Raw genomic sequence first — 13,181 nt, 5'->3', positions numbered from 1 at the left:
CCCGCCGCTGCCACTACCGAAAACGCAGCTCAGGACACGAACCGCTGCTGGAGTATTAAGGGCGTTTCCGAGGGCGGTCATGGCTTCGCGTTGGAGGCGGAGTCGTACGTGGGCGTAGACGCCGGCGGTGACGCCGATGTGGGCGTGGCCGAGGAGTTCCTTGATGACGACGAGGTCGACGCCCTGTTCCAGGAGGAGGGTCGCGGTTGAGTGGCGGAGGTCGTGGAAGCGGATTCGACGGAGCCCGGCCCGCTTGAGGAGTCGGCCGAAGCGGCGGGTGAGATTGGCGGGGTCGAGAGGGCCGCCGGTCGGGGTGGTGAAGACGAGCCCGCTGTCTGACCTGGTAGTTCCGGCGGCTCGACGTTCCTCCTGCTGGCGCTCCCGGTGGTTCTTGAGGAAGTGGACGCATTCGGTGGGGAGGGCGATGCGGCGTTCGGAGGCGCGGGTCTTGGTGTGCAGGACGGTCAGGCCCTGGCTACGGGTGCGCTGGAGGGAACGGTGGATGGTGGCGGTGCCTCCGTCGAGGTCGAGATCTTCCCAATGGAGGCCGAGGAGTTCGCCTTTGCGGAGGCCGGTGCGCAGGGCGAGTTCGTATAGCGCGTGAGCTGTCCGAGGTCGCGGCACCGTCCTACACTGCTGGCGTGACCGCTGCATACGACTACGAGGACATGCACCACCTGGTGGACCGGCTCACCCCGACCCAGGTGCGACGCCTGCGCCTGCTCGTCAGCCAGGATGAGGAACTGTCCCAGGTCGCCAAGTCACTGCCGGCAGTCGACGCGAACGAGGCCGAGGAGTCGGTCCCGGCCGGGCTGCTGGCCCTGATCGGCAGCGTGAATGGCCCAGAGGACCTGGCTGAACGGCACGACGACTACATCCGCGAGCGGATGCGCGAGCGCTTCGGCGACTCGGCGTGATCGCCACGGTCCTGGACACCGGCCCCCTGGCTGCAGCGTTCAACGCGGCCGACCGGCGTCACCCGGAGTGCGCCTCCCTGCTGGCCTCGCTGACCGGCCGCCGTCTGCTGCCCAGCCCGGTCATGACCGAGGTCTGCTGGCTGCTGGAGCGCTGGCCCAAGGTCGAGCAGCGTTCCTCGCCGAGGCCGCACGGGGAACATTCGAGCTGGTGCACCTCACTCCCGCCGACCTGACGCGCATGGGTGAGCTGGTCCTCCAGTACGCCGACTTCCCGCTCGGCGGGGTCGACGCCTCGGTCATCGCGGTGGCCGAGCGCTTCGACGTGGACCGGGTGGCCACCCTCGACCGGCGGCACTTCAGCGTCGTCAAGCCCGCCCACGTCCCCGCGCTGACCCTCCTGCCGTAGCCCGACCAGCGGTCTACACCCCTGACGGCAGCGCTGACGGCAACAAACGCGGACGCCAGGGCACAGCCACGGATGCCGGCGGAGCACGAAATCACCGATGACCTGCGAAAACGCAGGCGGGGAGGGGCTGCAGGGGTGCGGTGGCGACGAGAGAGCTCGACTGTCACCCTGTGTGAGGCCGGCGAAGTGTGGGTGCCCCGGACGCAAGGAGCCGGCTTTCGTGATCATGGTTGTTGTCTAGGCAACCGATCACGAAGAACCCACGGGCTTGAGCATCGACGATACCGGGACCAACGAGGCTGCGACGCGACTGCTTGGGCTGGAGGGGGTGAGTGTGACGCAGGTCAAGGACGACAAGGCGGGCGGATCGACGGTGTACGTCGTGACGAACGAGGAGTCCGCGAGGGCCTGCCCCTCGTGCGGGGTCTTCGCCACCCGGTTCAAGGACTACCGCACCACCGCCCCCAGACACCTGTCCTGCGGCGGGCGCCCGGTGAGTATCCGGTGGCGCAAGGCACGCTGGCACTGCACCGAACTCGACTGCGACCGCCGCTCGTTCACCGAGTCCGCGTCGCACAGCAAGTTGTCGCCTACGACCGTCCTACGGCCGGATCGCAGGCACAGGGCCGACCAGGGGCCGACCCTTCACGTGCGTCGCGCAGGCTCACCGGGGGCGGCGGCCTGCCCCGCCCCCGGCGGGGAGCGATGTCCCCGGCGGCCCGTCGTCGGCAGACCCCTCCGCGCCGCCGGACCGGCAAGCGCACCGACCCCGCCTCGACGCCCGAGGACGGCCTGCCCGGCGAACGGGTCGCCGGGGGAAGCACCGGACAGGACACCGGTCCAAGACCCTGCCGACCCCTGCGCGATCGGGCACGTCAGCGCGGCGGCCCGGCTACGGCAGCAGAGTGAATGTGGGGAGGTGACTCGGGCGCACCACGCTGAAGTGGCGGCGGTCCAGGGTGGCGATGTTGACCGCGCGGTACTTCTCGGCGACCGCGACGACGAAGGCGTCGGCGGTACCCAGGGGCAGGCTCGCGTACTGCTCGACCAGGTCGGCGGCCCGGCTGACCTCGGAGGAGGTCACGGGCACCAGTTCGTAGACGCCGTCCGCGACTCGCCCAGGAAATCGGCCTCCGCCCTGGCCCCGGCACGACTGGCGAGCATGTAGCCGATCTCGGTCAGCAGTGGGGTGGGCAGCAGGAGCGGGCCGGGGAAGTTCTGGAGCAGGTCGACGCACTGCAGGTGGTAGTCGTCCTTGCGGTTGGCGGCCGCCACCACGGGGCCCGTGTCGATGACGATCACGCGCTCCGGGGCTCCTCACTGGCCCAGGCATCGCGGACGATCTCCTTGGAGCGGACCGCGAGGTCGGGTTCGCCGTCGAAGACGCCGGTCGTGCGGAACCGGCGGCGGGGGCGCTCGCCGCGCTCCACTTCCGCCCACTGCCGCGGTACCAGGAGCACCCCGAAAGCATGCGCCTGCGGGCACTCGGGAGACGCCCCTGCGGACCCGCAGGGGCGTGGCCGGCCGAGAGCGTCGCCGAGGCTCGGTTTGACCCCTTGCGAGCAGGCCCGTAACCTTGAGCGTCGGTGTGTCGGCTGACATGCCACATCCCCGTAAACCTCTTCCTCCCGGGCGCGGACCGTGACCGGGAGAGGCCGTCCGCGCGTGCGCGGGGCGGCTGGACTGCGGGGGTGCCGTTTCCCGAGCGAGAGAGTGAGTCCCGCGTGTACGCCATCGTGCGCAGCGGTGGCCGTCAGCACAAGGTTGCTGTCGGTGACATCGTTGAGGTTGACAAGATTTCCACTGCCAAGGTTGGCGACTCGGTCGAGCTCTCGACCCTGCTCGTTGTCGACGGCGACGCCGTGACCAGCGACCCCTGGGTGCTGGCCGGTATCAAGGTCCAGGCCGAGGTCGTGGACCACCACAAGGGCCAGAAGATCGACATTCTGCGCTACAAGAACAAGACCGGTTACCGCCGTCGCCAGGGCCACCGCCAGCAGTACACGGCGATCAAGGTCACTGAGATCCCCGCGGCTGCGAAGTAAGGGACTGAGGAGAAATGGCACACAAGAAGGGCGCATCGTCCACCCGGAACGGTCGCGACTCCAATGCCCAGCGGCTCGGCGTGAAGCGCTTCGGCGGTCAGGTCGTCAACGCGGGTGAGATCCTGGTCCGTCAGCGTGGCACCCACTTCCACCCGGGCGCCGGCGTCGGCCGTGGCGGCGACGACACGCTGTTCGCCCTCGAGGCCGGTTCGGTGCAGTTCGGCACCCACCGTGGCCGCAAGGTCGTGAACATCGTTCCGGTCGCCTGATCGGAATCTTTCGCGAGGCGGACCTCACTTCCCCCAGGGGAAGCGGGTCCGCCTTTCGCGTGTTACTCAAGAGACATTCCCCGTAGTAACTGGAGGCACATCCCATGACCACCTTCGTGGACCGCGTCGAGCTGCACGTCGCCGCGGGTAACGGAGGCCACGGCTGTGCCTCCGTCCACCGTGAGAAGTTCAAGCCCCTCGGCGGGCCGGACGGCGGCAACGGCGGGCGCGGCGGGGACGTGATCCTCACCGTCGACCAGTCGGTCACCACGCTGCTCGACTATCACCACTCCCCGCACCGCAAGGCCACCAACGGCAAGCCCGGCGAAGGCGGCAACCGCTCCGGCAAGGACGGGCAGGACCTCGTCCTGCCGGTGCCGGACGGCACGGTCGTGCTGGACAAGGCGGGCAACGTCCTCGCCGACCTGGTCGGGCACGGCACCTCGTACGTCGCCGCGCAGGGCGGCCGGGGCGGGCTCGGCAACGCGGCGCTGGCCTCCGCGCGGCGCAAGGCGCCCGGCTTCGCGCTGCTCGGCGAGCCGGGGGACCTGCGGGACGTCGTCCTGGAGCTGAAGACCGTCGCCGACGTGGCCCTCGTGGGGTACCCGAGCGCCGGCAAGTCGTCGCTGATCTCGGTGCTGAGCGCCGCCAAGCCGAAGATCGCCGACTACCCCTTCACCACGCTCGTGCCGAACCTCGGTGTCGTCACGGCCGGTTCGACGGTGTACACGATCGCCGACGTGCCCGGGCTGATCCCCGGGGCGAGCCAGGGCAAGGGCCTGGGTCTGGAGTTCCTGCGGCATGTGGAGCGGTGCAGTGTGCTCGTGCACGTCCTGGACACCGCGACCCTGGAGTCGGACCGTGACCCGGCCTCCGACCTCGACATCATCGAGGAGGAGCTGCGGCAGTACGGCGGGCTGGACAACCGGCCGCGGATCGTCGTCCTGAACAAGATCGACGTACCGGACGGCAAGGATCTGGCCGAGATGGTGCGGCCCGACCTGGAGGCGCGCGGCTACCGCGTGTTCGAGGTGTCGGCCGTGGCGCACATGGGCCTCAAGGAGCTGTCGTACGCGCTCGCGGAGCTCGTGGCACAGGGGCGGGCCGCGAAGCCCAAGGAAGAGGCCACCCGGATCGTGATCCGGCCCAAGGCCGTGGACGACACCGGCTTCACCGTGACACGCGAGGCCGACGGCCTGTTCCGGGTGCGCGGTGAGAAGCCCGAACGCTGGGTGCGCCAGACCGACTTCAACAACGACGAGGCCGTCGGGTACCTCGCGGACCGGCTCAACCGGCTCGGTGTCGAGGAGGAGCTGATGAAGGCGGGCGCCCGGGGTGGCGACGGCGTCGCCATCGGCCCCGAGGAGAACGCGGTCGTCTTCGACTGGGAGCCGTCCGTGATGGCCGGGGCCGAGATGCTCGGCCGGCGTGGCGAGGACCACCGCCTCGAAGAGGCGCGGCCGGCCGCGCAGCGCCGCAGGGACCGGCAGGCCGAGCGGGACGAGTCGCAGCAGGAGTTCGACGATTTCGAGCCGTTCTGATCGGGCGGGTCGCGTCTTTTTGGGCTGATCCGTCGCGGACCGTCGGTCAGCGGAAGGCACGTCCGCAACGGATCCTGAGGCAACCAAGTCGCTCTCAGGTGAGTCGTACTGGGCAGCGTGGATGAGGATCTTGCTCCTCTCCGCGTGCAACTGCCCATCCGATCACCGGAGTTGACGTGCCCCAGCCCATTGCCCAGCGCAGGATCGGCCGAGGAGCCGCGGTGGCCGTCGCCGTCGTCGCCGCCGTCACCGCCCCCACGGTCGCGAACGCCGCCGAGGCTCCCGCCGCCCCGGCGTCCGCGGCGAAGCTCCAGGACGACTTCAACGGCGACGGCTACCAGGACCTGGCCGTCGCCGCCCCGCGCGGGAAGGTGGGCGGCAAGGCCCGCGCCGGCTACGTGGCCGTCGTGTACGGCTCGGCCAAGGGCATCGACCTCGCCCACAAGCAGGTCATCAGCCAGGACACCCCGGGCATACCCGGAGTCGCGGAGGCCGAGGACTCCTACGGCGAGGGTCTCGCGGCCGGTGACCTGGACGGGGACGGCTACGCCGACCTGGTCGTGGGCGCACAGGGCGAGGACGCCGGGGAGGTCGTCAACGCCGGCACGCTCGCGGTGCTGTGGGGCGGGCCGCAAGGCCTGTCCGGCGGCACGGCCGTGGCCACCGGCACCGAGGACGACCGGGTCGACCCGCTCCAGCAGGCGCTCGGCGACTTCAACGGTGACGGCCATCTCGACCTCGCCACCGGCAACCGCCTGCTGTACGGGCCGTTCGACCGCACCAGCGGCGCCGCGAGCAGCCGGAAGCTCGCCCTGGAGGCCGACTACCTCACGGACGACGTGGCCGCCGGTGACATCGACCACGACGGGATCACGGACCTGGTCGGGCTCATCCACGACCGCAGCGACGACGACCTGCACGACCCGGACGCCAGGCACCGCCGTGCCGTCTATCTGCGGGGTACCCCGGACGGCCTGAGCGCCCCGGCCCCGGTGCAGAACCCCGAAGGCACGCGGATGCGCGGCGGCGAGAGCCTCGGCATCGGCGACGTGGACAAGGACGGGTACGCCGACCTCGTCATCGGCCGCCGCCTCGACGGCTCGGGCGAAGTCCCGCTCGAAGACCCGCTGCTGAAGGGCGGTCAGATCGGCGTCGTCCACGGCTCGGCCGACGGCCCCGACACCTCCCGTACGGCGATCATCACGCAGGACACCCCCGGCGTGCCCGGTGGCTCGGAGTGGGGCGACGGCTTCGGGGGCGGCATCTCCGTCGGCGACATCAACGGCGACGGCTACGCGGACGTCAGCACCGGAAGCGGCAGCGAGAGCATCGGTGAGGTCTACGCGGCCGGACAGATCACCGTCCTGAAGGGCGGGAAGTCCGGGCTGACCGCCCATGGCGCGTACTCCATGAACCAGAACACCGCCGGCGTCCCGGGGACGGCGGAGCAGAACGACTTCTTCGGCGCCGACACCAAACTGCTCGACGTCAACGGCGACGGCCGCGCCGAGCTGTTCGCCGGAGCCGTCGGCGAGAACCGGGACGGTGGCGTCTGGGCGTTCCGCAACCCGGTCGACGCGCCCGTCGCCACCGGCTCGGTCAGCTTCGGCGCGGGCACCCTCGGCACCGTGGCGGACGGCTCCGCCCTCGGGGCGGCCTTCGCCCGCTGACAAGCGGGGCTCCTGCCACGGGCGCCCGGCTCGGCTCCGGCGCCGCCGGCTGATCACCTGTCAGACTCGCCTCGGCAACGGCTTGTTCCGGTGCTGGCGGCGAGTCTCTCTTTGTCTGCTTAGTTGTCATGTACGCGAATCCCGGCGTTCAGCGGGCGGACCGCCCGCGAGCGTGAAGCTTCCCCGTGTCCACGTGGCCAGCGAGGTAAGGGAGTCAGCCGATGACCGGAGCAGTATCCCCCGACCGACGCCGCTTTCTGACCGCCGGTGCCGCGGTGCTCGGCGCCGCGGCCTCCGCCCAGCTGTGGCTGCCGACCGCAGCCCGCGCGGCCGGGACGCCGCTGCCCGACGGCGTGTTCAGCCTCGGCGTCTCCTCGGGCGACCCGCTCCCCGACGGCATCGTGCTGTGGACCAGGCTCGCCCCGGACCCGTTGAACGGCGGCGGCATGCCCGACCGGGTGGTGCCGGTGGAGTGGCAGCTCGCGGAGGACCACCGGTTCAGAAAGCTCGTCCGGCAGGGCACCGCCCAGGCCCGGCCCGAGTACGGGCACAGCGTTCACGTGGACGTACGAGGGCTGCGCGCGGACCGTGCGTACTGGTACCGCTTCCGCACCAGCGGGCAGCTCTCACCCGTCGGCCGCACCCGCACCGCGCCCCACCCCTACAGCTCCGGTGGCTCCCTGCGCATGGCCCTCGCCTCCTGCCAGAACTGGCAGCACGGCTATTTCACGCCATACGCAGACATGCTCGACCAGGACCCGGACGTCGTGGTGTTCGTCGGTGACTACATCTACGAGTCCACGCCCTCGGCGACGGGCGTACGGCGGCACGAGGGCACCGGTGAACCGTTCAGCCTCACCCAGTACCGCAACCGGTACGCCCAGTACCGCACCGACCCGGACCTCGCGGCGATGCACGCCAACGCGCCCTTCGTGGTGACCTTCGACGACCACGAGGTGGACAACGACTTCGCCGGCGAGATCCCGCAGGACCCGGACAAGCAGCCGCACGACGCGTTCGTGGCCCGGCTCACCGCGGCCTACCAGGCGTTCTACGAGCACATGCCGGTCCGTGCCACCGCCGTCCCGAACGGCCCGCACATCCGGATGTACCGCCGCCTGGAGTTCGGCCGCCTGGCCCGTCTGAACGTCCTCGACACCCGGCAGTACCGCAGCGACCAGGCCACCAGCCAGGCCGGCGCCCAGGACCCGTCGCTGACCATGCTCGGCGCGCGGCAGAGGCAGTGGCTGCTGAACGGACTGCAGGACTCGCCCGCCCGCTGGAACCTCATCGCCTCCCAGATCATGATGGCCGAGACGGACCTCAAGGTCGGCGAGGGCAAGCTCTGGTTCTACGACGCCTGGGACGGCTACCAGGCCGAACGCAACCGCTTCATGGCGGAGTTCAAGCAGGTCCGCAACCCGGTCGTGCTCTCCGGCGACCGGCACCTGACGATGATCAGCGACCTCAAGGAGGACTACGCCGACCCGGGCTCCAGGGTCGTCGGCGCCGAGTTCGTCGGCACCTCCGTCTCCAGCAACGGCGACCAGGACCAGGAGGCCTTCCGCAAGGAGTGGGACCCGCGGCGCCCGGACAACCCGCACTGGAAGCTGCTCGACGCGCACCGCGGCTACCACCTCTTCGACGTCCGCCGCGACCGTATCGACGCCCAGGTCAGGGTGGTCGACACGGTCCGGCGGCCCACGGCGGCCCCGAGCACGCTGGCCCGCCTGAGGGTCGAGGCGGGCCGCCCGGGCGTCGAGGTCGTCTGACCCGGTCCGTCACTCCCGGAGCCCGGGACTCCTCGGAGTCCCGGGCACTTCGTCGTACGGGGCGGGCGGGGCGTGTGAGAAGTCCGACCCGGTCCCGCGGCGTACCGCTCCCGCCGAGACCGGAATGCCGCGGATTCCCGACCGGGAATTCCACGGCAAACAGCTGCCGGGAGAGCCGTATTCGCCGTCGGCTCTCCTTGAAGAACGCGTGCCGCCGTGTGTCCCGGGGCCCGAAGGTCCGCGCACCGCGACCCCGGTACCGGCCCCGCGAGCGGCGGGCGCGGTGCGCGGGGCACCGTCAAAGCGCGTACCGTGCACTGGACATCGTCCAAGGAACCGTGAGGGTCCCCGGTCACCGCCGCCCCAGGCGGCTCCGCTGTCGCTGAGCTTCTGTGCAGTTACTCACAGCGGATTTCCCGGGGCTCGCGCAGCCTTCTCGCAATCAAGCCAGTGTCGCCAGGTGAATGAGAGGTTGCGCGCACATATGCGGTGGAGGGCGCTCACCTTGCATTGCGGTAACCACAAGTGGGACCATTTCCGAGTTCCCTGTCGCCCCAAGGTAGGTCACCTGTGTCCCAGCACATAGCCAAGCCCCGTACCACCGCAGTGATCCTGGCCGGTGGCACCGGCCAGCGCGTGGGTCTGTCGATCCCCAAGCAGCTGCTGAAGATCGCCGGCAAGGCAGTCATCGAGCACACGCTGACCACCTTCGAGAACACCGACTCGATCGACGACATCATCGTGCTGATGGCTCCGGGTTACGTGCCCGACATCGAGAAGATCGTCGCGAAGGCCGGATTCACGAAGGTCTCGAAGGTCATCGAGGGCGGCTCCACGCGGAACGAGACCACCGAGCGCGCCATCGCCGCGCTGGGCGAGGGCCTGGCCGAGGGCGAGGACGCCAACGTCCTCTTCCACGACGCCGTGCGCCCCCTGCTCTCGCAGCGCGTCATCGACGACTGTGTCGTCGCCCTGGAGCGCTACCAGGCCGTCGACGTGGCCATCCCGTCCGCGGACACCATCATCGTCACGCGCACGCACGGCGAGGACGGCGAGTTCATCACCGAGATCCCGGACCGCTCCCGGCTGCGCCGCGGCCAGACGCCGCAGGCCTTCAAGCTGTCCACGATCAAGCGGGCCTACGAGGTCGCCGCCGGCGACCCCAACTTCCAGGCCACCGACGACTGCTCCGTCGTTCTCAAGTACCTGCCGGACGTGCCGATCCACGTCGTCGCGGGTGACGAGTACAACATGAAGGTCACCCAGCCGGTCGACGTCTTCATCGCCGACAAGCTCTTCCAGCTCGCCTCCACGGCCGCGCCCGAGCAGGTCTCCGAGGAGGCCTACCGCGAGCTGCTGACCGGCAAGACGTTCGTGGTCTTCGGCGGCAGCTACGGCATCGGCAAGGACATCGCCGAGCTCGCCGAGTCCTACGGCGCCAAGGTCTACGCGCTGGGCCGGTCGACCACCGGCACCCACGTGGAGAACCCGGAGGAGGTCGACGACGCGCTGTCCAAGGCGTACGCCGAGACCGGCCGCATCGACTACGTGGTCAACACCGCGGGCGTGCTGCGCATAGGCAAGCTCGCCGAGACCGACAACGCCACCATCGAGGAGGCGCTGAAGGTCAACTACCTGGCCCCGGTGCAGATCGCCCGGTCGTCGTACAAGTACCTGTCCGAGACCAAGGGCCAGTTGCTGCTCTACACCTCCAGCAGCTACACCCGGGGCCGTGCCGAGTACAGCCTGTACTCCTCCACCAAGGCCGCCATGGTGAACCTCACCCAGGCGCTCTCCGACGAGTGGGCCGGCGACGGCGTCCGCGTCAACTGCATCAACCCCGAGCGCACCGCCACCCCCATGCGCACCAAGGCGTTCGGCCAGGAGCCCGCGGGTTCCCTGCTGTCCTCCGAGGCCGTGGCCCGCACCTCGCTCGACGTGCTGCTCTCCGAGCTGACCGGCCACGTCATCGACGTCCGCCAGCAGGACCCGACGGCCGGCGCGGCCCGGGCCTCCGGCTTCGAGCAGGCGCTGGCCTCGGTACTGGACCGGCAGGACGGCGTGTAATAATTGGCGCCAAATAGACTTCAGTAATTCAGGCCTCTGCGCCCTTCTGTCGACGGCTTTCGTCGACAGGAGTGTTCGCAGGGGCCTGAATCCATACAGTCCCGCGAATATTCACAGACCAGCCGCATTCCAGAACCAAGACCGGCACACCCCTCCCAAGAGCAGGTTTCTCCGTGATATCCACCGCTATTCGCGTCGCCCGGGTGGGCAGCGCGGCCGAGCTGGCCGCGGCGATCCTCATGGTGGCGGGCTTCCCCGCCCTCATGCTGGCCGCGCTCGTCCCGAGCGTTCCCGCCTTCGCGGCAGCGGCCGCCGTGACGTACCTGGCGGACCACTATCTGCACCGCAAGGGCAGCTATCTGATCAACCGTCTCGGCAAGGTGCGGGCCGGCCTGTCGATCCGCTTCCTGATACGGCAGCTGCTCCTCGTCCTGCTGCTGGCCCGGCTCTCCCTCGCGGACAACCTGATCTACTACGGGGCGATCGCCTGCTTCATCGCCTTCTACGGTCTCCAGGCCCCGCACGGCGCGCTGGTCCAGCTGATCCGCAACCGCCGCCGCATGCCGGTGGCCTGCCGAAACGTCGACCTGGCCTCCCGCATCCGCATTCCGGACGCCCCGCCGCGGGGGCTGCTGCACCGCTCCGCCGAGAAGATGCTCCACCTCGACCTCGCGGCGGTCGTCGGCATCCTGGTCGCCGCGCAGGTGAAGTCGGCCCTGATCGGCTTCATCGGCATCGGCATCACGGTGGCGCTGGCCACCCTGTACGTCCTGGCGCTCGTGCCGTACGTGCGCGGCCGGAGGATCCCGCCGAACGCCGAGAAGGTCCTGGCCGCCGTCGACGACTGGCTGGGCGAGTACAAGCCGGAGACGGTCCTGTACTTCTCCGGATCGAAGGACTCGGCCTACCAGGTCAACATGTGGCTCGACACCATGGAGAAGCTGGAGTCCAAGCCGCTGATCATCCTGCGCGAGCGGGCCATCCTGAACAACCTGGCGCCCACCACGGTCCCCGTCATCTGCGTGCCCGGAGGGGTGCACCTGATGAACCTGGACCTGTCCACGGTGCGCGTCGCGCTCTACGCGGCCAACGTCGGCAAGAACATCCACATGCTGCGCGTGCCCACCATCAAGCACGTCTTCATCGGCCATGGCGACAGCGACAAGCTCGCCAGCGTCAACCCGTACAGCAAGGTCTACGACGAGGTGTGGACGGCCGGCCGCGCGGGCCGCGACCGCTACGCCATCGCCGACGTCGGTGTCCGCGACGACGACATCGTCGAGGTCGGCCGCCCGCAGCTCGCCCCGATCCAGACCTGGCAGGGCGTGCCCGAGGGTCCCCGCGACGGAGACGCCGACGGACGCTGCCCGACCGTGCTGTACGCCCCCACCTGGGAGGGCTGGGACGGCAACCCGGGCAACACCTCGATCGTGCTGGCGGGCGAGAACATCGTGCAGAAGCTGGTCGCGGCCGACCCGCCGGTCCGTGTCCTGTACAAGCCGCACCCCTTCACCGGCACCGTCAGCAAGGAGGCCGGCGCCGCGCACCGCCGGATCACCGCCCTGGTGCAGAAGGCCGCCGCGGAGCGCGCCATCAACCCGCGCTTCATCGCCGACACCGCCGGCCAGGCGCAGGCCAAGGCCGAGCTGGAGCGGATCGAGGCGCGTCTCGCCCAGCTGTCCGGCTCCGGCGGTGACCGCGGCGACGAGGCCGAGACCACCCGTGACGGGCTGGTCGACGCCGCCCGGCACGAGGAGGCCGCCCGGCTGCGCGCCGAGTGGAACGACGCCTACTGGCGCTCCTTCCCGTCCTGGGAGCACCGGGTCATCACCGGCCCGGAGCCGCGGCTGTACGACTGCTTCAACGTCTCCGACGCGATGGTCTCCGACATCTCCAGCGTGGTCTCCGACTTCATCGCGAGCGGCAAGCCGTACGCGGTCACGGACTCCGCCGAGGTGGGCGTCGAGGAGTTCAAGCGGAACAACACGGCCGTGCGGGCCGCGGTGATCCTCTCCAACAGCGCGTCCGAGCTGGGCGAGCTGCTCGGCGCGGTCCGCACCCCGGATGCCGACCCGCTGGCCGGGGACCGCAAGGAGCTCAAGCAGTACCTGCTGGGCCCGGACGAGCCGACATCCCTCGACCAGTTCAACACCGCCGTCGCGAACCTCGCCCTCAAGGCCGAGACGCGCAACGTCGGCCAGGAGTCACGGGCGGCGGCCGCAGGGGCCGAGGCCGAGCTGGCGAACGCCGTGCCCGGGCAGCGGGTGTCCGCCGCCGGTGACACGGACGGTGTCGGTACGGGCTGAACTACGCCCGCAGAGCACAGGGTTCGGCCCCGAGGAGTTCTCCTCGGGGCCGAACCCTTTCGTTTCCCCGTTTCCTGTTCGTTCACTTTGTGAGCTGAACCACTCACACGTGTGTCCGAGGCAACCGCTTGCCTCGATCACCCGTCTATCCAGTAGCGAATGAGGCGATACAGGGGGAATATCCCATT

The 13,181-nt window shown here is 69.9% G+C and carries 13 protein-coding genes and 2 pseudogenes; 11 read left to right on the top strand and 4 right to left on the bottom strand.

Annotated features, from left to right (window positions below; all coding sequences use genetic code 11):
* Positions 1–603, bottom strand: a pseudogene (locus tag ACFU3E_RS30165) (site-specific integrase); the annotation flags it as partial.
* A 38-nt stretch (positions 604–641) separates the two neighbouring features.
* On the opposite strand from ACFU3E_RS30165, the gene ACFU3E_RS30160 reads away from it, so the two are divergent.
* The 4 genes and pseudogenes from ACFU3E_RS30160 to ACFU3E_RS30145 form a co-directional block, all read left to right on the top strand.
* Entirely contained in the window at positions 642–917 is a 276-nt protein-coding gene (locus tag ACFU3E_RS30160; protein WP_384165128.1) for a hypothetical protein, read from the top strand.
* Complete coding sequence (locus ACFU3E_RS30155; protein ID WP_384165125.1) at positions 914–1,150, top strand: hypothetical protein; 237 nt, start codon at positions 914–916, stop codon at positions 1,148–1,150. Before ACFU3E_RS30160 ends, ACFU3E_RS30155 begins: the two co-directional genes overlap by 4 nt.
* 5 nt (positions 1,151–1,155) lie before the next feature.
* Positions 1,156–1,323 carry a hypothetical protein gene (locus tag ACFU3E_RS30150; protein ID WP_384165122.1) on the top strand — a complete coding sequence of 56 codons (168 nt, stop codon included), beginning with the start codon at positions 1,156–1,158 and terminating at the stop codon, positions 1,321–1,323.
* Positions 1,324–1,651: 328 nt separating this feature from the next.
* Positions 1,652–1,846 (top strand): annotated as a pseudogene (locus ACFU3E_RS30145) (transposase family protein); the annotation flags it as partial.
* 369 nt (positions 1,847–2,215) lie between these two features.
* Here ACFU3E_RS30145 and ACFU3E_RS30140 read toward each other — a convergent pair.
* The 3 genes from ACFU3E_RS30140 to ACFU3E_RS30130 are packed head-to-tail and all read right to left on the bottom strand — an operon-like array spanning position 2,216 to position 2,783.
* Entirely contained in the window at positions 2,216–2,407 is a 192-nt protein-coding gene (locus ACFU3E_RS30140; protein ID WP_384165119.1) for a PIN domain-containing protein, read from the bottom strand.
* The gene (locus ACFU3E_RS30135; protein ID WP_384165116.1) at positions 2,404–2,625 is read right to left on the bottom strand and encodes a hypothetical protein; all 222 of its coding nucleotides are present in this window, start codon (positions 2,623–2,625) and stop codon (positions 2,404–2,406) included. Before ACFU3E_RS30135 ends, ACFU3E_RS30140 begins: the two co-directional genes overlap by 4 nt.
* Positions 2,622–2,783, bottom strand: coding sequence for a hypothetical protein (locus ACFU3E_RS30130; RefSeq protein ID WP_384165113.1), 162 nt, complete (start codon positions 2,781–2,783; stop codon positions 2,622–2,624). The genes ACFU3E_RS30135 and ACFU3E_RS30130 overlap by 4 nt, the downstream gene beginning before the upstream one ends.
* A gap of 264 nt (positions 2,784–3,047) precedes the next feature.
* Between ACFU3E_RS30130 and rplU the strand changes: the two genes are divergently transcribed.
* The 7 genes from rplU to ACFU3E_RS30095 all read left to right on the top strand — a co-directional run bounded on the left by rplU (position 3,048) and on the right by ACFU3E_RS30095 (position 12,993).
* Entirely contained in the window at positions 3,048–3,368 is a 321-nt protein-coding gene (gene rplU / locus ACFU3E_RS30125) for a 50S ribosomal protein L21 (RefSeq protein ID WP_031130898.1), read from the top strand.
* Between the two features lie 14 nt (positions 3,369–3,382).
* The gene (rpmA, locus tag ACFU3E_RS30120) at positions 3,383–3,637 is read left to right on the top strand and encodes a 50S ribosomal protein L27 (protein ID WP_003990207.1); all 255 of its coding nucleotides are present in this window, start codon (positions 3,383–3,385) and stop codon (positions 3,635–3,637) included.
* 104 nt (positions 3,638–3,741) lie between these two features.
* A complete protein-coding gene (obgE, locus tag ACFU3E_RS30115) occupies positions 3,742–5,178 on the top strand; it encodes a GTPase ObgE (protein WP_384165108.1) in 1,437 nt (478 codons plus the stop codon).
* Between the two features lie 176 nt (positions 5,179–5,354).
* A complete protein-coding gene (locus ACFU3E_RS30110) occupies positions 5,355–6,848 on the top strand; it encodes an FG-GAP-like repeat-containing protein (protein WP_384165106.1) in 1,494 nt (497 codons plus the stop codon).
* Between the two features lie 221 nt (positions 6,849–7,069).
* Positions 7,070–8,620 carry an alkaline phosphatase D family protein gene (locus ACFU3E_RS30105; RefSeq protein ID WP_384165103.1) on the top strand — a complete coding sequence of 517 codons (1,551 nt, stop codon included), beginning with the start codon at positions 7,070–7,072 and terminating at the stop codon, positions 8,618–8,620.
* 570 nt (positions 8,621–9,190) lie between these two features.
* Positions 9,191–10,687, top strand: coding sequence for a D-ribitol-5-phosphate cytidylyltransferase (locus ACFU3E_RS30100; RefSeq protein ID WP_384165100.1), 1,497 nt, complete (start codon positions 9,191–9,193; stop codon positions 10,685–10,687).
* A gap of 173 nt (positions 10,688–10,860) precedes the next feature.
* Positions 10,861–12,993 carry a hypothetical protein gene (locus tag ACFU3E_RS30095; protein ID WP_384165097.1) on the top strand — a complete coding sequence of 711 codons (2,133 nt, stop codon included), beginning with the start codon at positions 10,861–10,863 and terminating at the stop codon, positions 12,991–12,993.
* Positions 12,994–13,181 lie beyond the last annotated feature (188 nt).

It is taken from the genome of Streptomyces sp. NPDC057424, assembly GCF_042803315.1.
Classification (GTDB): Bacteria; Actinomycetota; Actinomycetes; order Streptomycetales; family Streptomycetaceae; genus Streptomyces.
This window is presented reverse-complemented; position numbering and strand designations above follow the sequence as displayed.

Excerpts from the sequence above, each read along its gene's own strand:
- ACFU3E_RS30150 (WP_384165122.1), top strand. The coding sequence starts at position 1,156 with ATGGGTGAGCTGGTCCTCCAGTACGCCGACTTCCCGCTCGGCGGGGTC.
- rpmA (WP_003990207.1), top strand. The coding sequence starts at position 3,383 with ATGGCACACAAGAAGGGCGCATCGTCCACCCGGAACGGTCGCGACTCC.
- obgE (WP_384165108.1), top strand. The coding sequence starts at position 3,742 with ATGACCACCTTCGTGGACCGCGTCGAGCTGCACGTCGCCGCGGGTAAC.
- ACFU3E_RS30105 (WP_384165103.1), top strand. The coding sequence starts at position 7,070 with ATGACCGGAGCAGTATCCCCCGACCGACGCCGCTTTCTGACCGCCGGT.